The organism is Priestia sp. HNGD-A6 (assembly GCF_045784335.1).
Lineage (GTDB): Bacteria > Bacillota > Bacilli > Bacillales > Bacillaceae_H > Priestia > Priestia zanthoxyli.
Window position 1 is genome coordinate 1,401,445 of sequence record NZ_CP138621.1, and the last position, 22,242, is coordinate 1,423,686.

Genomic DNA, 22,242 nt, shown 5'->3' on the forward strand with positions numbered 1-22,242 from the left:
GTCCTCATTTGCTTATCATAGTATATTACTATCGTCTCTCAAGTGAAGAAACAGTATGCATAAAAAAAGACTTAAGCTATGCTCAAGTCTTTTCATTCCACCATTCTTTGTAGTCCAGTAAGATATTTGAAAACGTTTTTTGAACAACCTGGACTTTTGGAAGCGAGTGAAGGAAATGGTATCCATATGCTGTTCGCGTAATACGATTATCAAAAATAAATATAGCTCCCCGGTCACTTTTTGAACGAATCAACCGTCCAAATCCTTGTTTAAAACGGATAACGGCTTGAGGAAGTGAATAATTCATAAAGGGACTTTTCCCTTCTTTTTTCATCTGCTCAAATTTAGCTGTCAACAGAGGTTGATTTGGAGATGAAAAAGGAAGTCTGACTATTACGAGACATGATAATAAATCTCCTGGCAAATCAATTCCTTCCCACAGACTGTTTGTACCCAAAAGAATGGAATGCTCAAATTGACTGAAGTCTTTTAACAGTCTATTGCGATTTCTAGTTGTGACTCCTTGACCAAGCAGTACAAACTCTTCAAGATCGTTTAACTCTTTCAAATAACCATATGTAGCTTTCAACATGTCATATGAAGTAAAAAGCACCAGCATACGGCCATTTGTTACTTTGGCTACGTCAAGAATACTTTCTGCCATCATAGCGCTATACTCATATAATGATACTTCGTTAACAGCAGGCATATCCTGAGGAATATAGACTCTAGCTTGCTTCTCGTAATCAAACTCGGAAGGAAGAATGAGTTGAGCAGGCTGAAAGTCATATAACCCTAGCTCTTGAATTAAATAATCAAATGTTCCATTCACCGTCAATGTAGCCGATGTTAAAATAACGCTTTGTTTCTTAGCGAAAAATTCATCAGCCACCGTATCGGCAATGGAAGTAGGCTGACTATAGATATACGTAGCATTTGCTGCTCCTTTTGGCTCAATTTCAAACCACGTTACGTAATTGCTCTGCTGTTTGAACAAAAGCTTTTCTATTTGCTGAGATATATGCTCAAATCCTTTAACAGCCGTTTGAAATTCATGAAGAGACGACTGTTCATTTTTTGTGGCTTTGTCATATAGATCGTCAAAGGAATGTCTTGCCCCATCATTCCATGTAAAAAGATCGTGAATTAAAAAACGAATGCGCGACGCTGCTTCTTGAATGGCCGTCCAGTAATGCCCATGCTCTTTTTCCACTTTATACCGATAGCTGCTTCTTCCAATCTCGCCCTGCTGATTGCCCGTTCTTTTTTGAACAAAAGAATGAATCAAACGAAATAAGTCATCGCACTCAGAATGAAGCTGCACAAACAGATTTTGAAGAAGTTCAGTGTTAAGCTCGATGCTATATTTTACAAGCGTATGATGAACTTTTTTTAACAGCCCTTTGTCTTGAATGGTTCCGATTCGGTTTAATAGCGCATGAACCGCAAAATAATCTAAGCGCTCTCCTAGTTCTTCTCCGGCAATGTCTTCTAAGTGATGAGCCTCGTCAATAATAACCTGTTTATAATCAGGCAGCAGCTCATGATTACTCATCACATCCATCAACAGCAAGCGATGATTTGTCACTACTATATGGGCATTTTGCGCTCTGTTCTGCGCTCGTTCATAAAAAGAATAAAGTTTCCAAGGATGCTTAAAGTCACTTGGAGACGGATTGCTTTCATTTAGCTGTTCCCAAAAAAGTTTGCCCCCAGAAGGCAGGTTTATTTCATCGCTGTCGCCCGTTTCCGTTTCCGTCAGCCAAATAAGCAGCTTCGCTTTTGTGAGGATCGCATCGTAATTATTATTTCGCTCTTTTAAGAGCTGAATGAATTTTCTTATACTAATGTAATGTTCTCTTCCTTTTAAAACAGCTGCTGTGACAGGAAATGGCACAATCTTTTCTAAAATGGGCACATCTTTTTCGATGATTTGCTGCTGAAGCGTTACCGTGTTAGTTGAGATAATGACTGGGTGGTGATGAACAGAAGCATAAAACACGGCAGGAACTAAATAAGCGTAGGTTTTACCAATACCGGTCCCCGCTTCAATTAAAGCATGCTCGTTGCCTGCAAAGCACTCTTGTACAAAGTTCATCATCTCCCACTGCCCTTTTCGTTCTTCAAACAATGGCAGAGCCTGATGGAACAGCTTTTGCTTTTCAGTTTCAAATATTTCGTAAGTATGAGAGTGCTGCTTTTCATTAGCTGAATGCGGCTGATATTTGTTTAGCGCAATGCCGTGTATAAATTCATAAGAATCATCCTCGGCATAACTTTTATCATCTATAACTTGTTGAATCAGTTCTCCAATTTCACTTTTAAAGTGTAAGCTTAGCGCGTATAGCTGCTTCAAGGTTGTTAAAGGGAGCTTCTTTAATTTTTCAATTAGTAAAAGTAAAATACGTGCCGTTACTTCTGCATCACTATCTGCTTGATGAGGGTTTTCATGTTCAATATGTAAATACTCAGCTAATTGACTAAGTTTGTACCCATCAACTGTAGGCAACAGAATCCGGGCCAGTTCGACGGTATCCACGGTTGAATTATAAAGCGTCTCCATCCCGCACTGATAGAGTTCTTCTTGTAAAAAAGTTAAATCAAATGCCACATTATGTGCAACAAAATAAGCATCATCTAGCAATTCTATAATTTTAGGTGAAATTTCTTCAAATAAAGGCGCATCTTTCACCATATCATTTTGAATGTTAGTTAGTTGTGTAATAAAAGGCGGAATATCCATACCAGGATTTAAAAAACTAGAAAAACGTTCAACAATTTTGCCGTCTTCTACTATGACAGCAGCAAATTGAATCATTTTATCTCCTTGTTTTGGAGAATGTCCCGTCGTTTCAAGATCTACCACAACAAAGCGTTTATTCACGGTCAACACCTCGCAAGTCTGTCTTTTTATAGTATAAAGTGAAAGCCTGCTCTATATGCTTTAAAAGCGCAACTCCTTCTCGTGAAAAACAGAGAGGCTTTCATACATAGAAGTTTTACTTTAGTGTGTATAGAGGTTTATACCGTTCACTTACTAGCGTATGTATTCAAATAAAAATCCCCCTCATAAAGGGGGACTGTTCTTATAGAATTGTACCAGCTGGTTCTTGTTTAAGCAATTGTTGGATTTTATTCTGCTCATTCATAATCGCTACGGTTGGATGATGGTGAGCTACTTCTTCATTTGCTACGAGCGCATAAGAGATAATGATGACGATATCTCCAGGCTGCACGAGTCTTGCAGCAGCTCCATTTAAACAAACTACGCCGCTCCCTCGTTCGCCGGGAATCACGTACGTTTCCAAGCGAGCTCCGTTATTATTGTTTACAATTTGGACTTTTTCGTTTGCTGCAATTCCTACTGCGTCGATAATATCTTCATCAATGGTGATGCTGCCAACATAATTTAAGTTGGCTTCAGTTACATGAGCTCTGTGTATTTTAGCGTTCATCATCGTGCGAAACATTTAGTTATCCCCCTGTACGTCTACAATTACATTATCAATTAAACGAGCTTTAGAGAATTGAACAGCTAAAGCGATAATGATTTTTCCAGCGGCGTTCTTAATTGGTTTTAGCTCTGGATACGTATAAACCTCGATATAATCCACTTTACCGCTCGTATGTTGCTCAATTTCTTTTCGAATGGTCCCTTTAATGATTTCTACTTGCTTCTCTCCACCTTCAAGAAGCTGCAGAGCGCTTTGTAAACTCTTAAATAAAACAGGTGCCTCTTCTCTTTCTTTATCTGTTAAATATACGTTACGAGAACTTTTAGCTAATCCATCTGCTTCTCTCACTGTATCTACTGCTCTAAGCTCCACCGGGAAATTAAAATCTTCAATTAAACCATCTACTACAGCAACTTGCTGCGCATCTTTTTTACCAAAGTATGCACGATCTGGTGTTACAATGTGAAAAAGCTTTGTTAGTACCGTGGCTACTCCGTCAAAATGACCGGGACGCTTCTGTCCACACAATACGTCTACACGATCTCTCACGGTTATAGCAACTGAACGGCTTGACTTATACATTTCCTCTACTGAAGGATAAAATAAATAGTCGACGTTAGCTTCTTTTGCCACGCGCTCATCGCGTTCAAAATCTCTTGGATACGTATCAAAATCTTCATTTGGTCCAAATTGAGTCGGGTTCACAAAAATACTTAGCGCCACTACTTCATTTTCTGTGTGAGCTGCTCCAAGCAGAGTAGCATGACCTTCATGCAAATAGCCCATCGTCGGGACAAATCCAATTGAACGTCCAAGCTGCTTTTCTTTTTTCATCTCCTGCTGCATGTCTTTAATTGTTGTAATGACTTTCATCTTATTTCCCTCCGTACAGTGCCGTTAACTGCTCTTCTTTCATTGAAAAAGTATGTGCTTCTTTCGGAAACTCTCTTTTTTTCACTTCACTTACATACTGAGAAAGCCCTTGTAAAATAGGCTCATTTATTTTCGCAAATGACTGAACAAATTTGGGCACACGCTCTACGCCGTACGTTAATACATCGTGGTATACAAGTACTTGACCATCCGTCTCAGCTCCTGCTCCGATTCCGATTGTTGGAATGCTTAAGCGTTCAGCTACTTGTTTTGCTACTTGTTTAGGAACACACTCCAATACAACAGCAATAGCTCCCGCCTGCTCACACTTGATTGCGTCTTGGATTAGCTGTTTGGCTTCTTTCGCTTCTTTCCCTTGCACTTTATAACCGCCCAGAACACCGACAGACTGAGGTGTTAACCCGAGATGTGCAACAACCGGAATACCAGCTTGCGTCAATTCTGAAATTGTATAGAGAACATCGTTTGCACCTTCTACTTTTAAAGCATGAGCTCCGCTTTCCTGCATAATGCGAGCAGCATTTTTCATCGTGTCTTCTTTCGACACGTGATAGGACATAAACGGCATGTCGGTGACGATAAATGTATCACTAGCCCCTCTTTTAACCGCTTTTGTATGATGAATCATATCATCTACCGTTACAGGAATCGTAGAGTCATATCCTAAAACGACCATTCCTAGAGAGTCGCCTACTAAAATCATGTCTACGCCTGCTTCTTCAGCGTACTTAGCTGACGGATAATCGTACGCAGTCAGCATCACAATTGGTTCATTGTTTTGTTTCATACGTAAAAAATCTAATTTTGTTTTCACTAACTTTCTCCTCCTTCTCAGAGGAGATGAGCGCACGTCTGCACACAAAAAAGCCCTTCTACCTATAAAAGGAAGAAGGACTTTGACAGACTTCATCTATAAAAAGCACACTTTACCTAATGTGCTTACCTACGCGTCATCCCTCTGTCCTAGTCCTTAATGGATCAAGGCAGATTTATTGTCATATTAAAAATAAACAAACGAGTATCAAGTGAAGTTCTTTCGATACTACCTTGATACTCGTATTATAATAAAAATTTCTTTATTTTTCTACTATTTTTTAGCAGAGAGCTCAATATCTGCAGAATGAATTCGGTGTATAACACCTTCATCGTCTTCAATCAATAAAACGCCTTCATCTGTTATACCTTTTGCAAAGCCTTCAATGTTGGCTGTCATCGTCCGTGCTATAATTCGCTTTCCAATGCTGATTGCATACGTTTCCCAAAGAACTTTAATTAAACCAAAGCCATTTTTTAAGTATTCTTCATAAAGGGTTTCTAACTTTAAGAAAAACGCTTGCATCAAAGCGGCACGATTAATTTCTTCACCTTTTTCAATACGTAAAGATGTGGCAATGTGTTTGATTTGTTCATTAAAATCCGTTTCCTGCTGATTCACATTAATGCCGATTCCAATGATGACCGAATGAATCCGGTCAAAATCAGCCTGCATTTCCGTTAAAATCCCAACTAGCTTCTTCCCATTTAATAAAACATCATTCGGCCATTTAATGTCTGGAGAAAGGTTCGTCACTTCTTGAATGGCCTGTACAACAGCCACTGCTGATAGTAAAGTCAGCTGAGGAGCCTGCTGCGGAGGGATAGAAGGACGCAGTATAATACTCATCCAGGCACCAGTATATTTTGGGGAGTACCACGCTCTATCAAGTCTTCCTCTTCCTGCCGTTTGCTCTTCAGCAACTACGACCGTTCCTTCTTTTGCTCCTTCTTGAGCAATTCGATGAGCAATTTTTTGAGTAGAATGCACGCTTTCCTCATAGTGAATATACTGGCCGATTTTTGTTGTTTGAAGCCCTAATAAAAGCTCGTTGCTGCTTACTTTGTTCGGCTTCCCAACAATGCGATAGCCTTTTTTACGAACAGCTTCAAGTTCATAGCCGTCTTTTCGCAGCTCTTCGATATGCTTCCATACAGCTGTTCTTGAACAGCCTAATAAATCGCTGATTTTTTGGCCGGACACATAGTCCCCATCTGCGTTCGTAAACATTTCAAGCAGCGTTCTTCTTATATCTGACTGCAAGACTGCACCCACTTTCTTATTGAAGATTTCGTGTTCATTAACTCATTGTATAGAACTTTCTCCTCAATTTCTTTTAATAGTTGAGACACCCATGGACCACCCTTTTTACCTGTCCATACTAAAAGATCTTGACCATTTATATCTAAATCTTTTAAAGAATGAATAGGCAGCTCGCTATAGATGTAAAGAAGCTCATGTTCATTCATATACTCATTGCTTCGAAGAAGTTGTAAAATACGATTCACGCTCACGCTGGCCTGCTCTCCAATTGTATACATGATGCGTTTTGACCATCCATTTTCCAAAACGTCCCGAAGACCAATAGACTGAAGCTGAATATCTTTAATTTGCTTATTAGATAATTTCCAGCTTTTAAAAAATGCCTGCTTGTCTTGAATGTCGAGCAGATGTACAAGAAGTGTCCATGACTCCGATACTCGCTGAAGCATCATCCAATCGTGTGCACAAACAGATCGGAATTTTTGCGGATCTACATTCAATTCGGGCAAGTAGCGATACAGCTCCGTATCTGCTACAAGTGCTAATGCTAAAGACGGCCGCTTTCCGCTCAGCATTTTTTCGAATTCAACTGTAATGCGTTCAATAGAAACATGCCTCAGTAGTTCACCGTATTGCTGAATGGCTCTTTTAGTTTGATCAGACAGCGAAAACGCCAGCTGACTGACAAAGCGAACGGCTCTCATCATACGAAGAGCATCTTCATGAAAGCGTTCTTTAGCATTTCCGACAGTACGAATTAACTGGTTTCGTAAATCTTCCCTTCCATTAAATGGATCAATAATTTCTCCTTTTGCATTCATAGCCATTGCATTAATTGTAAAATCGCGACGCTGCAAATCTTCTATCAGAGACGAAATAAACGTAACGGACGAGGGACGACGAAAATCATCATATTCTCCCTCAGAGCGAAAAGTGGTCACCTCATAGGTCTCGTTCTCATGAACAACGACAACCGTACCATGCTCAATTCCTACATGAATCGTCTTAGGAAAGAGTTCCATCACTTGTTCCGGCCTAGCTGACGTAGCGATATCAATATCTCCAATCGTCCGATTTAAAATGAGATCCCGGACCGCTCCTCCAACAAAATACGCTTCGTAACCGGCTGTCTCCAGTTTTTCAATAATATAAAGCGGATGAATGAACGGTTCTTTCATAACGTCCTCCATTCTTCAACCCTGTACCAATTTATAATAAAGTTTTTCATATTGACTCACAATCTCTGTTGAATGAAATTTATGATTAACTGCGCTTAGAGACGCTTCCCTCATTTGGTGATGCAGCTGTTCATTTTCAAGTAGCTGAATTGCTTTGCTCGCTGCCTCTTCGACGTCTCCAACTTCGCAAATATATCCTGTTTTTTCGTGTTCAATTACTTCAGGAATTCCGCCTATATTTGTTCCGATGCATGGAACACCACAAGCCATAGCTTCTAAAAGTACAAGCCCAAAGCTTTCTTTTTCAGATAATAACAGTTTTAAATCGCTAATCGAATATAATTCTGCTACATTTTCTTGTTTCCCAAGAAATAACACAGAATCTTGAAGATTTAGCTCTTTTACCAATTGAGACACAACCGTCATTTCAGGGCCGTCTCCTACAAGCAGCAGCTTAGACTGAAGCCTTTCATTAATAATAGCAAATGTTTTGACTATATCTGTAACTCGTTTGACTTGACGAAAGTTTGAAATATGAATAACGACTTTTTCATTTTCTAATATGCCATACTCCGCTTTTAAATACTGAACTTCTTTTTTATGATAAACTCGTTCATCAATAAAATTATACATCGTTTCAATTTCTTTATCTGGACTAATTAAATGGTGAGTTTGATCAACAAGTGACTGAGATACAGCCGTCACTGCATCTGATTTCTCAATTCCAAATTTAATTAAGTCTTTTAACGATGGATCCTCTCCTAGAACCGTAATATCTGTTCCATGAAGAGTCGTCACAATTTTCACTTCGTGCTCTACCATTTGTTTAGCTAAAATCCCGCAAACGGCATGGGGGATTGCATAGTGCGTATGAATAATATCAAGCTTTTCTCTTTTAGCCACTTCAGCCATTTTACTGGATAAAGCGAGATCATACGGAGGGTATTTAAAGACGGAGTATTGATTTACATCTACTTCGTGAAAATAAATATTTGGATATACTTTCGTCAATCTAAAAGGCATGCTAGAGGAAATAAAATGAATTTCGTGCCCCTTTTCAGCCAGCAGCTTCCCTAGCTCCGTTGCTACCACTCCTGAACCTCCAACGGAAGCATAACATGTAATACCAATTTTTAACTTCATTTATTTTCCACCTACTAAATCGTCGTACATCAAAATCGGTTTTTTAGATAAAAAACCTTCACCGTAAGCTATCCCGACTTCTTTGCCAAATAATCGCTCTCTGCTCTCTACCGTTTCAATATATCCGTTTACGAGCGGCGTATCAAACGTATCTGCTGTTTTTATAAATTGACTTTCATAAGCCTCTAGACTAGCTACTTTCTTTTGAAACGTGCTTGATACATCTACGATAAAATCTGGCTTATGAAATCCATTTATCATATAGAAATATAGAGACTCCGCACGATGAGCTTTTTGCTTCTTATCATCTATATAATTTTTAACGCCAGCGGAAAACATGGCCTCTTCTACAAGCTTTGCACAATTTCCATGATCAGGATGACGATCTTCAAAATAAGGAGCAAATATAATCCTTGGTTGATACGTGCGAATGACTGATGCAATTTCAGCTATATATTCTGGCTTTAAAAACAAACCTCTGTCTGGCAAATGCAGATGAATTCGCTCATGAACACCTAAGACTTCAGCTGCTTTAGACGCTTCTTGTTTTCGAATTTCAACCGTTCCATTTGAAGAAAGTTCAGCTTGCGTCAAATCGCAAATAACTACCTTCAAACCTTGTTCACTCATTCTTGCAATGGTTCCACCCATGCCGATTTCTACATCATCGGCATGAGCACCAAAGGCAAGGATATCTATTGTTTCTTTCATTATCTTCACCCTATTTTTTTATAATTGAACGCCAATGCAAATCGCCTCGTTCAAGTCCATGAATTAAAATCTCTGCTGTTCCCATATTCGTTGCAAGAGGAACCGCATAGACGTCACATAGACGCATCAGAGCTGAAATATCAGGTTCATGAGGCTGAGCTGTTAACGGATCGCGGAAAAAAATAACCATATCCATTTCATTTTGAGCAATTAAAGCTCCTATCTCCTGATCTCCTCCAAGCGGTCCTGATTGAAAGCGGTGAACCTGCAAACCTGTTGCTTCTGAAATACGCGTTCCTGTTGTTCCTGTTGCGAACAGCGAATGTTCCTGTAAAATCGCTTGATAGGCTGTTGTGAATTGTACCATATCATTTTTCTTTTTATCATGTGCAATTAAGGCGATTTTCATTTTTCTCGCTCCTTAGTCAATAATATTTTCTAACCCATATACAAGTGTGTCTACGTTCATAACTGTGTCAACAGCTAGCTTCACACCTGACATAAAAGAAGCGCGGTTGTATGAATCATGACGAATTTTTAACGTTTGTCCAAATCCTCCGAACATCACTTCTTGGTGAGCAATCAGTCCTGGCAAACGTACGCTATGTAGGCGGATTCCTTCATAATCTGCACCGCGTGCGCCCTCTAGTAATTCTTTTTCCTCAGGGTGGCCCTGTTTTTTTGCTTCACGAACTTCACTGATCAGCTCCGCTGTTTTTAAGCCTGTTCCTGATGGTGCATCTAACTTTTGATCATGATGCATTTCAATGATTTCTACATCATCAAAGTATTTAGCTGCCATTTGTGAAAACTTCATCATTAAAATAGCGCCAATTGCAAAATTAGGTGCAATGATACAGCCAAGTTCCTTCTCTTCAGCAAGCTGCTTTAATTCTTTTAAATCTTCTTCTGAAAAGCCAGTTGTTCCTACAACAGGTCGTACTCCATATGTTAAAGCTGTTTTAGTATGAACGCGTCCAATTTCAGGTGTTGTCAAATCAACTAAAACATCTGCCTTAACGTCTTGAAAACATTTTTCAATATCCGTGTAGATCGGCGCTTGTACATTTGGCATTCCTTCAATATCACTTATGTATTTTCCTTCATTGATACGATCCACCGCTGCTACTAATTCAAAATGCTCTGTTTCTTCTATTAATAATACAGCTTCTTTTCCCATACGACCTCTTGGTCCTGCAAGTACAATTCGAATTTTGTCCATTCTTTTTCTCTCCTTAGTCTTCTTTTTTCGTCCAGCGATCTTTGTCACGCGTATTAAATTTATTCATAACGCGATCATGCGCTTCTTGTAAATCAATATTTAATGAATTTGCAAAGCAAATTAATACAAATAAAATGTCGCCCATTTCTTCTTCGACCGTACGTTCTGCTTCAGTCGTTTTCTTCGGCTTTTCACCATAATAGTGGTTAATTTCGCGCGATAATTCGCCCACTTCTTCCGACATTCTCGCAAGCATAGCAAGAGGACTAAAATATCCTTCTTTAAATTGGCTAATATATGCATCAACTTCTTGCTGCATTTGCTCCATCGTTTTTTTTGACATCTTTTTATTCCACCTCTTTTAGAAGTACACTCAGCTTACTATTATAACATCTTTACTTCAAATTATTTAGTGTAATTACTTCTTCTTACCACGCCTTTGTCAGATGCTCTTTCACAATATTCCTCACGTTTCCCTTAATTCTCAAAAATCTGTCTATATTTTACGAATTGAGGATACTACTAATACATAGCACTAGAAGAAACATCATCACTTTTTACTATTTTCAAAAATCTTTTCGATAGTTATTTACGAAATGAAATATATTCCTTTATGATAAGGTAGTGCAAAAACGGTCATAGGAGGTTTGTAAGTATGAAAGGTCTCAGATTAAAAAATATTATTTTTATACTGCTTGGTTCTGCTATATTTGCGTTTGGACTTGTTAATTTTAACATGCAAAACAATTTAGCTGAAGGTGGATTCACAGGCATTACCCTGCTTTTATTTTTCTTATTTAACATTGATCCCTCTTATTCTAACTTAGTGTTAAATATTCCTTTGTTTTTTGTAGGGTGGAAACTATTAGGGAGAACAGCATTTATTTATACCATGCTCGGAGTTGTTAGCTTATCGCTATTTTTATGGATATTCCAGCGCTTTCCGGTGAATATGCCCCTGCGCCACGATATGACTCTAGCAGCTCTTTTTGCCGGTGTTTTTATTGGAGTGGGTCTTGGCATTATTTTCAGGTTTGGAGGAACAACAGGAGGAGTCGATATCATTGCCCGTGTTGTTCAAAAATATATCGGGTGGAATATGGGGAAAACGATGTTTCTTTTTGACTTTATTGTAATTAGTGCGTCTCTCATTTATTTATCCTACCGAGAAGCTATGTACACACTTGTTGCAGTCTTTGTCGCTGCACGGGTTATTGACTTTATGCAAGACGGTGCGTATGCGGCCAAAGGCGCAACCATCATTTCGAATCATAACGAAGCCATATCGGATAAAATTATGAAAGAAATGGATCGAGGCGTGACGATTTTAAAAGGACAGGGTTCTTTTTCTAAGCAAGATACCAACGTGCTATACTGCGTTGTTAGTAAAAATGAAATTTTCCGTTTAAAGCAAGTTATTACTTCTGTAGATCCACACGCCTTCGTTGCAGTTACGGATGTTCATGATGTCTTAGGTGAAGGATTTACCCTTGATGAAAATAAAAAACCGCTTGAAAGATAAAAAAATACCGCTAATGCGGTATTTTTTTATTAGTCGTCGTTATTCATTCCTGTATAAATCATGATTAAACGAACCAATTCAAGAACTGCTACTGCTGCGGCTGCTACGTATGTTAAAGCCGCTGCGTTAAGCACTTTGCGCGTCTCCCGCTCTTCGTCATTTCGAATCGCTCCGACTGAGACGATTTGCGTCATCGCTCGGCTTGAAGCGTTAAATTCAACAGGCAGTGTTACAACTTGGAATACGACCGCTGCTGCCATGAAGATAATACCTAACAATAGCAACGGCTTAATCGACGCGATAATTCCAATCATAATTAAAATCCAAGAAGCGTTTGATCCAAGGCTTGCCACCGGCACAAGCGAGTGGCGAAGGCGTAAAAACGAATAGTTTTCTTTGTCTTGAATCGCGTGTCCCACTTCGTGAGCCGCAACGGCAGCGCCTGCGACAGACGTTCCGTAATAGTTGTCTTCTGACAAACGAATGACTTTTGAGCGAGGATCGTAGTGATCGGATAAAAATCCGCCTACAGGCTCTACGTGAACGTTGTACAATCCGTTTTCATCCAAAATTTTTCTTGCTACTTCTGCGCCTGTCATTCCTGATGAGTTGCTTACTTGTGAATATTTTTTGTAAGCACTTCTCACCTTAAACTGTGCCCAAATTGGCACAAGGATAATAATGAGAAAATAAATCAAAAAGCTCATTTACCCACACCTTTCATTATGTGTTTGACTACTCTTTTATTTTAGACAATTCTGCGCTTTTACGTCAATCATTACGCCCTCTGGCTGACTTTCTTTTCTGGTCAGCGAAATACTTTCGCGCTCCTACATAAAAAAGTGTAGCAATAATAATACTTCCGGTGGTAATTGTAACCCAAATAAAAGACGGGTCCGTACGATTTTCTTTTACTTGTTCAAAAAAATCTTTTAAATTTTGTTCCATTTGGTTGAACTGGTCATCGTTAATCTCACTTAGCGTTCCTTCACTTTGTAAAAAGTGAACGTCTGCGCTCACACGCTGTACGTAGGGAGACGACACGTCTACCTGCGCGCTCGGTAAGATCATATCATATTCCTTTAAAAATTGCTTAAGCTGCGCTTCATAAGCCGCCTGTTGTCCTTTTACTGCTTCATTTCGCATCTCTTTAAATGTTGCTAGCATACTGCCTTCGAGTTCAGTCCACATAGGCTGATGCTTGCTGTGCAGCGCATCGACTAATAATCGAAATTGAGTAGCTTTTTGAAGACGTTCTTCATCACTGGAGTCAGAAGATAAAAGAGACCTTTCTACCTGTTCATAACAAAGAGTTAAAATACGTATATCTTCGGCCGATACGCCCAAAGAAGCTGTATTGAGACTGGTAAATTCATTCGAAAAATTTCTGAACAAATGTTGGGCTGCTTTATACTCCTTTTGCTCTACAAGCGATAGCGTTTGATCAGATAAGTTATCAAGCTTTTCCCACTGCCCTTCAGCTGCATGTACAGTAGTCGTATATGCAAAGAAAAGTACGAGCAATATTCCTACTATTCTTCCTTTCATTCTCGTCCCTCCTCTAACCTCTACTAAAACTTATGAGAAAGAGGACAAGAGTAGACCTATTTTCAAAAGGAAGTTTTAATCTTACTATTCATTCATCGGAGTGATAAAGTTTTGCGTATAATACTTCTCATATACACCTACACCAAGACGCGTAAACTCTTTATTGAGTAAAGCCTTACGATGTCCCTCACTATTAAGCCACCCTTCAACCGCAGCGATTCCATCCTGATAATTCGAGGCAATATTTTCGCCCGCGATACGGTATACTACATCACCTTTTTGCAGACGGTTGCCTAAATCACCTTGTGCTGGTGAAACGTGAGAGAAATAGTTTAAGTCACTCATTTCTTTGCTGTGTAAATAAGCTACTCCGGCAGTGGCTTCGTCCCAAGCTAAAGGTGACAGCTGAAAACGGTCTCGAATTACATTTGTAATATCGATAATTTGCTGCTCTTCTCCTTCTTGGACACTTTTCCACTCCTCTGCTGTCAATGACGGAGCTGTTGGAAGCTCGCCGCGATAAACAATTTCGTACGGACGCTGTTTTAATAGCGTGTCCATATCCATAATTCGAATACTTGAGATTGTATTAAGGAACTGATCAAAATATAGTTGGACGTATACATCTCCATATTTAATAATGGGACGCATTTTCATATCCTCTTCACTCAGACGAAATCGGTATTCATTTCCGTCTTTTTGAAGCGTGAGTTCGGATGAAAGTGAAACTCTTTTTTCCACTTCTTCTCGCTTCTCACCAATCTCAAAAGGATCTGTATTTGTTTTTGAACCAATGACGTATACGGATACAACTTGATTATTTTCTACTCCTACCTGCGCATATGTTTGACGATTCTTTTTGTAAATCCACCAGTCATAGCCATATGCAGAAGAATCAATACGATCCGGCTCTCCAAGCATTCCAATTAACTGTTCTGAATGATCTCCAATGAGCCTCATCATATTTTCACTTTGTTTTTCATAAGAAGCCACTTCTTGGGTGGGCTGACTTTTGGAATCCGTTTGGTTTTGCTCAATATTTTGACCCGTTAGATATTTTTCTAGCTGAGGTAAATAATCCTCCGCGTATATAAATGCCACTATTAATACGAGAATAAAAATAACTTTTTTCAGCTTTTCTTCCTCTCCTTACACCTGTTTTCTTTACCTGTTTAACTTATTTTTATCTCTATTATACATGCATTCAAAAAAAAATAGCTATCGGTATGAAGGAAACAAAAGAAAAAGCCAACTATTTACGAATATTTTGCAAACAGTTGGCTTTCGCTTTTTAATGCGTATGTTCTGAAATGTCTGAGAGCGCTTCTCCTGCACGTTCATTTGCATAGCGAAACGTTGATAAATCACCTAGCGAAACAATCCCGACTAGCTTTTGATTTTCCACAACAGGAAGACGACGGATTTGATGTTGAGCCATAAGCTTAGAAGCTTCTTCTACAGAGGCTTCCGCTGTAATAGTTATAAGCTCTTCACTCATAACATCCGTTACTTTACTTGAATTTGGCTTCTTTTCTGCAATGCCTTTTATAACTAAGTCTCGATCTGTAATCATTCCTACTAACTGATCTCTATCGACAATTGGAATTGCGCCTACATTCCATTCCTTCATTTTCACTGCCACTTCATATACGTTATCGAGCGTGGTGCATGTTTCCGTATCAGCTGTCATTACCTCTTGTACAGTTTTCATTGTTTTATCCTCCTTTACATAGTGTGTTCGCTTTATAGTGTGACCAACTTTTTAGTAAACTTTCGCATTTAAAACGTTTAAATAAAAATAGATAACGTTTACATTTTTCCTTATTAGATATTGCAAGTTTTATCCATTCAGCTTATGATTTAGTTGGGGTATATCTGTTTTGGGAGGGAGTTCATATGAAATTTGAATATGCAAAGTTTGATTCATTAAAGGTAGATTTAGATTTATTAGATGAGATTATGCATCAATTTGGCCTGGTCCGCGCCGGACAATGGGATTATGAACGCGTCACGTACGATCGAAAATTCGAGTTTCAGCGAGATACCTTCTATTTGCGAGTCCAAGGACATGCTATTTCAGGCGATGTAGGGGGCAGGCATGCTGTTATTCACCTTATGACACCTCTATTAGGCAAACATTATTATCCTCACGGTGTAGAATATGGAGACGGAGAATATTTCCCGCCATCCCTTGTAGAACAGTGTGAAAAGATATTAACACAAATCAAATCACAGCTTGAGACCGTTCAGCTATAGAATTAGAAAAAGCGCAGTAATCAGACTGCGCTTTTTTTAATTCAAAGGAGGAGTAGACGGAAATTCCTTTGGTTTTATATCTTGAGGTTCAGTAAAATCAGGCATGTACGTATCTTTCTCTCGTTCTTTTCGAGCCCACTGAAAAAAAATAAAGCCTAAAACCGTTCCATACACAATTTCTTGAATGATCTTCATAATAACGCCGCCTAGCTGCTGGTCTTCCACGGGAGGCAGCGTATTAAACATCTCAGGAGCAAGCTGCCCTAAACTTGCAATCATAGAAGGCGGTACACAAAGGGAAAGAGCTTGTACCCAAGCGCTTGAATCTGTATACGTCGCATACAAAGAATGGTTTGCAAAAATAATCAGCGCGCACGCTGGAGTAAGAAGTACGCCATCTGCAAAAATGTATCCAAGCTTTTTTAAAGAACTTAGCGTTTGTTCTTCTTCTAGCTGATTAATGAGTGGCCACCACATACAAAATGCAGCGATAAATAATACAACACTCACGATTCCGTGAAGCGTCATATCCGTTTTAATAACATCAAAAAGCAGCGGAATATGATACAAAGAAAATAACCCATTGAATAATAGTAAAGCAATTAAGGGCTTTGTAAAAAATTTAAAAACAGGTTTAACCCCTCTTACATAAATAACAGAACGAGCTAACCACGGTGGAATTCCTAAAATAAAAAGCGGGGGAATCACCAAGTAAACAATTGCCATTTGCGTCATATGAGCACTAAACATAAAGTGCCCTAGTAAATCTACAGGTCCTCCTTTACATATATACAAAAGAACCATGCTGATAACAAAATACGCTTTTGTTTTTCTGTCTACGGCCGCCGCTCCTATAAAATTCCCTCTCCATCTACCAACGATGAAAAAATATAAGACGGTCACCAGACAAATGGTTAAAAAATAGTAAGGACTCCAAAGTGCTTCAAAACCAAACATCTGCAAATTGTTAATCAACGTCTATTCCTCCTTCTACAGATGATGAAAAGGACTGGCGCATGCCAGCCCTTTTCTTTACCACCAAATAATGGTTACAAAAGCTAAAATGGTTAAAAGAGCTACCAATACGCCTGAATACAAGAAAAATGCTGGTATGGTATGTCCTTTGTGGTTCATATGCATGAAATAATAAAGTTGAAAGATGACTTGAACAACCGCCAAGAGCACAATCACCGGCATAATGTACCATCCGCTAAACTCTTGATAAACCGCAAAAAAAGCAATTAGTGTTAAAAACAACATCATTGCAAAAGAGATAACTTGCATCTTCATATCTTCTGCGTTTCTTTTTTTACGATATTCTAAATTGAGCCTTGGGTTATCTGAGTTTGATTGATTTGTCGTCATCAGCTTATCCCACCATTCCCATTAAATATACAACCGTGAAAATAAAGACCCACACAACATCGATAAAGTGCCAGTATAAACTTGCGACATAATATTTAGGAGCGTTATATAAGCTTAGCCCTCGCTTCGCATTTCGAATCATCAAAGAACCAATCCAAAGCAGTCCGAACGTTACGTGAGCTCCGTGTGTCCCAACCAGCGCGTAGAAAGAAGAACCAAATGCGCTGCTTGTAAACGTATGCCCTTCATGAACATAATGCCTGAACTCATAGATTTCTAGCCCTAAAAACGCTAAACCTAAAAGCCACGTAACGCCTAACCATAGCTGCATTTTTTTAAACTCAAAATTTTTCATATGATACATAGCATATACGCTTGTTAGTGAACTTGTTAATAAAATCATGGTTGCTGCAAAAACAAGCTTAATATCAAACAATTCTTCCGGCTTAGGTCCTGACATCGTTGAATTGCGCAAAGCTAAATAAGTAGCAAAAAGTGAAGCAAACAAAACCGTCTCCCCGCCTAAAAAGAGCCAAAAGCCGGTGAATTTATTTTTCCCTTCAAGCGTTGCTTTTTCAGGCGAAGCAGGGAAAGTTTCAGCGGTTAGCTTTTGTTCAGTCTCCATTACATCTTCGCCTCCTTGTCATCATCAACTAAGTCTTCTTTGTGAATATGAAAGCCGTGATCATCAATCCATGAACGGAAGAACATCGATAAAAACATGACGATCATTCCGATAATCCCTACAACATCTCCCCACGCATGATCATTTCGATACAAAAAGCCAATCCCTGCAATAAACATCCCAAGCGATATCATAAATGGAATAAACGATGAGTTTGGCATATGAATATCACCAAGAGGTTCGGCTGGCGTCATTTCTTTATTTCCTGCCATTTTTTCAATCCAATATGCATCTAACCCGCGTACAAGCGGCGTTTGTTTAAAGTTATACTCTGGTGGCGGAGATGAAATAGCCCATTCTAATGTACGTCCGTCTCCCCAAGGATCTCCTCCTACCTTTTGTCCTTTGGCAGTGGTTTTTATAATGTTAACAAGTAAAATGAGCGTAGCAACCGCCATGAAAGCAGCTCCTGATGAACTGATTGCATTCCCAAGGTCGAGACCTTGATTAGGCAAGAACGTCCATACGCGGCGAGGCATCCCCATTAGACCTAAGAAATGCTGAATAAAGAACGTTAAGTGGAAACCAATCAAAAAGAGCCAGAACGTTGCTTTGCTTAACTTTTCATCTAACATCTTGCCAAACATTTTTGGCCACCAGTATGTGACACCTGCTAATATAGCGTATACGACACCGCCTACGATAACGTAATGGAAGTGAGCAACGATAAAATAAGAATCTTGAAATTGATAATCTGCAGGTGCTACAGCTGCCATAACTCCTGTTACTCCCCCGATAACAAATGACGGAATAAAGGCGACAGCGTAAAGCATTGGAGACGTAAACTCAATACTTCCTCCCCAAAGCGTAAACAGCCAATTGAAAATTTTAATTCCAGTTGGAACGGCGATGGCCATCGTAGCGACAGCAAAAATGGCATTTGCAATCGGACCAAGTCCGGTTGTAAACATGTGGTGAGCCCACACCATGAACCCTAAAAATCCGATTAATACGGTAGCAAAAACCATCGACGAGTATCCGAATAATCTCTTTCTTGAAAAAGTAGGTAAAATTTCTGAGAAAACACCAAACGCTGGAAGAATTAAAATATATACTTCCGGATGACCGAATATCCAGAAAAGATGTTCCCAGATAATCGTATTTCCACCCATTGTGGCGTCAAAAAAGTTTCCACCGAACAAGCGGTCAAAAATCATTAAAAACAATCCAACCGTCAGTGCTGGAAACGCAAACAAAATAAGAGCTGATGCAACAAACGTCGTCCACGTAAACAGCGGCATACGCATATAAGTCATACCTGGCGCCCTCATGTTAATGATTGTTACGAGAAAGTTGATACCTGAAATCAATGTCCCGGCTCCGGAAATCTGCAAACCTATCGCATAAAAATCAATTCCGTGACCAGGCGATGCAATAGACAGCGAAGCATATGATGTCCAACCTGCATCAGGTGCTCCTCCTAAAAACCAGCTTAGATTTAAAAAGAGTCCCCCAAAGGCAAACAACCAAAAACCTAACAAATTTAAAAATGGAAATGCTACATCTCGAGCTCCGATTTGCAGCGGAACAACTGCATTCATCATAGCAAAAAGAAGCGGCATGGCAGCTAAGAAAATCATCGTTGTTCCATGCATTGTTAAAATTTCATTATACGTTCCTGCACTAACAAAGTCATTGCTTGGTATAGCCAGCTGAATACGTATAAATAGCGCTTCCACTCCTCCGACTAGAAAAAAGATACCGCCGGCAATTAAATAAAGAATGGCGATTTTCTTATGATCCACAGTTGTCATAAAGTCCCAAATTGTTCCACCTACACCCTTCTTTTGACTGAGTGTACTCATCGCTAAACCTCCCCTTTTAAAAACGACTGGACGTTTATTTTTCTTTTAAACTCATTAAATAGTCTGCTAGCTCATTTACTTGTTCATCAGTTAAGTCAGGATATGTACCACTCATCTTATTACCCGGCTTAACTTTCTCAGGGTTTTTTAACCATTTTTTGATATTTTCCTTGTTGTGAGGAAGCACTCCGGCTACACGCTCACGTTCAGAAAAACCGGCTAAGTTTGGTGCTTGACGAGCTTGCTCTGGACGATTGTCTTTGACATCAACAGCATGGCATCCGATACAGCTTTCATTAAAGACCTCTTGACCCGCTTTTGCGGATGCTGTTTCTACATCAGGCTTTGCCTTTTTCAAATCTTTTGCCCACGTATCAAATTCATTGCTTGATACAGCCCGTACTTTAAAGTCCATAAGAGAATGAGATGGACCGCAAAGCTCAGCACATTTTCCGTAGAAAACCCCGTTAGCTTCCTTCGATTTTTTAGAATCAAACACTAGCCAAAATTTATTATCATTTTCTGTGTTAGCATCGAGCTTTCCTCCAACTGAAGGAATCCAGAATGAGTGCTTGACGTCAGAAGCTTTAATATTAAAGTAGACTTTTTTATCCGTTGGAACAACTAGATCTTGGGATGTAATAATTTTTTGATTAGGATACTCAAATTCCCACCAGTACAAGTTAGCACGCACATTTACTACGACAGCATCTTTGTCCTTCATTCCTTTTACGTCCGCTAGCTTAAATGTTGAGATGACCGTTGGAACAGTCAAAATAATGAGCAGCAAGATAGGAATCACTGTCCATATAATTTCTAACTTTCTGCTTCCTTCCACTTGCTTTGGAATCACGTTTTCTTCGCCTTTACGACGACGAAAGCGCAGAATAACAAATATAAAGATAATGGTGACCACAATAATAACTAAAACCATGATGGCTGTACTAAGAAGCATAAGCGAATATTGTTCTTCAGCTACCTCACCTGCAGGCTTAAGTGTTGACAAAAACGGTTTTCCACAGGCCGATAACACGAATGCAAGCAGCGTAAATAACGACAAAACACGAAAGTTCAATCGCCATTTTTTCATACCATTCCCCAACCTCTCTTTCATTGACGTGATTTCATCTATGCCCTCTTGAGCATAAAACTTATTCCTTCTATAATGAATTCTACATGTAGAAGAAATCCCCCTTGTGCAGCGTCGCATTCAGTGAAAGATTTTATCTAGGCAAAAAGCGTTGCGACAATCATTGAGACAAATAAAATAGTTAAATAGTTTAGTGAGTAGACAAACATCATGCTAGCCCACTTTGTGTCTTCTTGTTTATTGTATTGAGCAAATCCTAAAAATAGCCATCCTATGTTTAAAACAGTGGCCAAAATTAGAAATGGAATGCCTAATTCGTATAAATAAAGAGGTAATGGCAACAAACAAGCAATCCAAATGAGAATCTGTCGTTTTGTAAGCTCAAAACCATGTACAACAGGCAACATAGGGATTCCCGCTGCTCGATATTCTTCACATCTTCGCATAGCAAGAGCTAGAAAATGAGGCGGCTGCCAAATAAACATGATTAAAAATAATACCCAAGCCACTACGTGTAAATTGGGATCGATAGCGGCCCATCCAATTAATGGCGGGACAGCGCCTGATATACTTCCGATTACTGTATTAATTGTGTATAGTCTTTTGGACCACATGGTGTAAAGAACTACATATGTAAGTATTCCTGCTAATCCGATGAGAGCGGCTACGGAAGAAACAACTAGTAGCATAAGCAAGCCGGTTAACGTCAAACCGATTCCAATCCCAAGGACCGTCAAAGGTGTAAAGCTTCCTGTCACTGTAGGTCGTCCCTTTGTTCGTTCCATTAGAGGGTCAATGTCACGATCTATGTAATTGTTCAAACTGCATGAACCGGCGATGATAAGTGAAGAACCTATTAAAGTAAAAAATGCTTTATCCAGGTTTTCTAAGAAGTGTTGTTCGTTGAAGAAAAGAGCTAGCCAAAAACCAGTAAAGGTGGTGATGAAATTTGAGTTGACTATTCCGATTTTAATCGTAGCTAAAAAATCTGACCAAATGGAACTATTTTCGCTTACATGAGCTGTGTTAGGCGATGCAGAAAGCGTTGAATCTTCCACCATTTTTGAATCTTCCATGGCGCTTCCTCCTTTACTCATCCACAGACTTTTATCTAGTAAATAAAGAGTCTATAAATGAAGGCGTTTTCAACATATTTTTACAAAAATCTCCTCTTTGTTCACAAAGAAGTCATATTCCTCTCACCGAAACTACTTAAAAGCTTCACATGTAAACGATAAAATAGTAGAGAATTATCTATTTCTCATGTTTATTAAACCATATTTTGCCGTTA

Annotated in this window: 23 protein-coding genes; 2 read left to right on the forward strand and 21 right to left on the reverse strand. The window is 39.2% G+C overall.

Annotated elements, in window-relative coordinates; genetic code table 11:
- Positions 1–82 precede the first annotated feature (82 nt).
- The 11 genes from dinG to SCI76_RS07200 all read right to left on the reverse strand — a co-directional run bounded on the left by dinG (position 83) and on the right by SCI76_RS07200 (position 11,023).
- Positions 83–2,884: an ATP-dependent DNA helicase DinG gene (dinG, locus tag SCI76_RS07150; RefSeq protein WP_048020005.1), complete on the reverse strand. Its 2,802-nt coding sequence runs from the start codon at positions 2,882–2,884 to the stop codon at positions 83–85.
- Between the two features lie 202 nt (positions 2,885–3,086).
- A complete protein-coding gene (gene panD, locus SCI76_RS07155; RefSeq protein ID WP_028407965.1) occupies positions 3,087–3,470 on the reverse strand; it encodes an aspartate 1-decarboxylase in 384 nt (127 codons plus the stop codon).
- A complete protein-coding gene (gene panC, locus SCI76_RS07160) occupies positions 3,471–4,328 on the reverse strand; it encodes a pantoate--beta-alanine ligase (protein ID WP_328179948.1) in 858 nt (285 codons plus the stop codon).
- A 1-nt stretch (position 4,329) separates the two neighbouring features.
- Positions 4,330–5,163, reverse strand: a complete 834-nt coding sequence (gene panB, locus SCI76_RS07165) for a 3-methyl-2-oxobutanoate hydroxymethyltransferase (RefSeq protein ID WP_047751378.1) — start codon at positions 5,161–5,163, stop codon at positions 4,330–4,332.
- Positions 5,164–5,436: 273 nt separating this feature from the next.
- Positions 5,437–6,426 (reverse strand): bifunctional biotin--[acetyl-CoA-carboxylase] synthetase/biotin operon repressor, encoded by a 990-nt coding sequence (locus tag SCI76_RS07170; protein WP_013056096.1) that lies wholly within the window; start codon positions 6,424–6,426, stop codon positions 5,437–5,439.
- Complete coding sequence (locus SCI76_RS07175; protein ID WP_033578418.1) at positions 6,411–7,604, reverse strand: CCA tRNA nucleotidyltransferase; 1,194 nt, start codon at positions 7,602–7,604, stop codon at positions 6,411–6,413. Before SCI76_RS07175 ends, SCI76_RS07170 begins: the two co-directional genes overlap by 16 nt.
- Before the next feature lie 15 nt (positions 7,605–7,619).
- Positions 7,620–8,747: an N-acetyl-alpha-D-glucosaminyl L-malate synthase BshA gene (gene bshA / locus SCI76_RS07180; RefSeq protein ID WP_048020008.1), complete on the reverse strand. Its 1,128-nt coding sequence runs from the start codon at positions 8,745–8,747 to the stop codon at positions 7,620–7,622.
- Positions 8,748–9,458 (reverse strand): bacillithiol biosynthesis deacetylase BshB1, encoded by a 711-nt coding sequence (bshB1, locus tag SCI76_RS07185; protein WP_028414088.1) that lies wholly within the window; start codon positions 9,456–9,458, stop codon positions 8,748–8,750.
- A 10-nt stretch (positions 9,459–9,468) separates the two neighbouring features.
- Positions 9,469–9,867 (reverse strand): methylglyoxal synthase, encoded by a 399-nt coding sequence (gene mgsA, locus SCI76_RS07190; RefSeq protein ID WP_033578417.1) that lies wholly within the window; start codon positions 9,865–9,867, stop codon positions 9,469–9,471.
- A 12-nt stretch (positions 9,868–9,879) separates the two neighbouring features.
- Positions 9,880–10,680 carry a 4-hydroxy-tetrahydrodipicolinate reductase gene (gene dapB, locus SCI76_RS07195; protein WP_013056091.1) on the reverse strand — a complete coding sequence of 267 codons (801 nt, stop codon included), beginning with the start codon at positions 10,678–10,680 and terminating at the stop codon, positions 9,880–9,882.
- Between the two features lie 13 nt (positions 10,681–10,693).
- Positions 10,694–11,023, reverse strand: a complete 330-nt coding sequence (locus SCI76_RS07200) for a nucleotide pyrophosphohydrolase (protein WP_013056090.1) — start codon at positions 11,021–11,023, stop codon at positions 10,694–10,696.
- A gap of 312 nt (positions 11,024–11,335) precedes the next feature.
- Here SCI76_RS07200 and SCI76_RS07205 point away from each other — a divergent pair, with 312 nt between their 5' ends.
- Complete coding sequence (locus SCI76_RS07205) at positions 11,336–12,202, forward strand: YitT family protein (protein WP_028414090.1); 867 nt, start codon at positions 11,336–11,338, stop codon at positions 12,200–12,202.
- A 29-nt stretch (positions 12,203–12,231) separates the two neighbouring features.
- Here the strand turns inward: SCI76_RS07205 and SCI76_RS07210 are convergent, their stop codons facing one another.
- From SCI76_RS07210 to SCI76_RS07225, 4 genes are all read right to left on the reverse strand, one after another.
- A complete protein-coding gene (locus SCI76_RS07210) occupies positions 12,232–12,909 on the reverse strand; it encodes a zinc metallopeptidase (RefSeq protein WP_013056088.1) in 678 nt (225 codons plus the stop codon).
- Positions 12,910–12,973: 64 nt separating this feature from the next.
- A complete protein-coding gene (locus SCI76_RS07215; RefSeq protein WP_028414091.1) occupies positions 12,974–13,750 on the reverse strand; it encodes a sporulation protein YpjB in 777 nt (258 codons plus the stop codon).
- A gap of 84 nt (positions 13,751–13,834) precedes the next feature.
- A complete protein-coding gene (locus SCI76_RS07220) occupies positions 13,835–14,851 on the reverse strand; it encodes a CAP domain-containing protein (RefSeq protein ID WP_168760475.1) in 1,017 nt (338 codons plus the stop codon).
- A gap of 190 nt (positions 14,852–15,041) precedes the next feature.
- On the reverse strand, positions 15,042–15,461 hold the full coding sequence (locus SCI76_RS07225) for a CBS domain-containing protein (RefSeq protein ID WP_028414093.1): 420 nt from the start codon (positions 15,459–15,461) through the stop codon (positions 15,042–15,044).
- A gap of 185 nt (positions 15,462–15,646) precedes the next feature.
- On the opposite strand from SCI76_RS07225, the gene SCI76_RS07230 reads away from it, so the two are divergent.
- On the forward strand, positions 15,647–16,006 hold the full coding sequence (locus SCI76_RS07230; protein ID WP_013056084.1) for a YugN family protein: 360 nt from the start codon (positions 15,647–15,649) through the stop codon (positions 16,004–16,006).
- A 36-nt stretch (positions 16,007–16,042) separates the two neighbouring features.
- On the opposite strand, the gene ctaG is transcribed toward SCI76_RS07230, so the two are convergent.
- The 6 genes from ctaG to cyoE all read right to left on the reverse strand — a co-directional run bounded on the left by ctaG (position 16,043) and on the right by cyoE (position 22,027).
- Positions 16,043–16,981, reverse strand: coding sequence for a cytochrome c oxidase assembly factor CtaG (ctaG, locus tag SCI76_RS07235; protein WP_028414094.1), 939 nt, complete (start codon positions 16,979–16,981; stop codon positions 16,043–16,045).
- Between the two features lie 57 nt (positions 16,982–17,038).
- Complete coding sequence (gene ctaF, locus SCI76_RS07240; protein ID WP_014460982.1) at positions 17,039–17,371, reverse strand: cytochrome c oxidase subunit IVB; 333 nt, start codon at positions 17,369–17,371, stop codon at positions 17,039–17,041.
- A 4-nt stretch (positions 17,372–17,375) separates the two neighbouring features.
- On the reverse strand, positions 17,376–17,996 hold the full coding sequence (gene ctaE, locus SCI76_RS07245) for a cytochrome c oxidase subunit III (RefSeq protein WP_168760474.1): 621 nt from the start codon (positions 17,994–17,996) through the stop codon (positions 17,376–17,378).
- Positions 17,996–19,861, reverse strand: a complete 1,866-nt coding sequence (ctaD, locus tag SCI76_RS07250; protein ID WP_033578414.1) for a cytochrome c oxidase subunit I — start codon at positions 19,859–19,861, stop codon at positions 17,996–17,998. Before ctaD ends, ctaE begins: the two co-directional genes overlap by 1 nt.
- 34 nt (positions 19,862–19,895) lie before the next feature.
- Complete coding sequence (coxB, locus tag SCI76_RS07255; RefSeq protein WP_028414096.1) at positions 19,896–20,951, reverse strand: cytochrome c oxidase subunit II; 1,056 nt, start codon at positions 20,949–20,951, stop codon at positions 19,896–19,898.
- Between the two features lie 137 nt (positions 20,952–21,088).
- The gene (gene cyoE, locus SCI76_RS07260) at positions 21,089–22,027 is read right to left on the reverse strand and encodes a heme o synthase (RefSeq protein WP_028414097.1); all 939 of its coding nucleotides are present in this window, start codon (positions 22,025–22,027) and stop codon (positions 21,089–21,091) included.
- Positions 22,028–22,242: the final 215 nt, after the last annotated feature.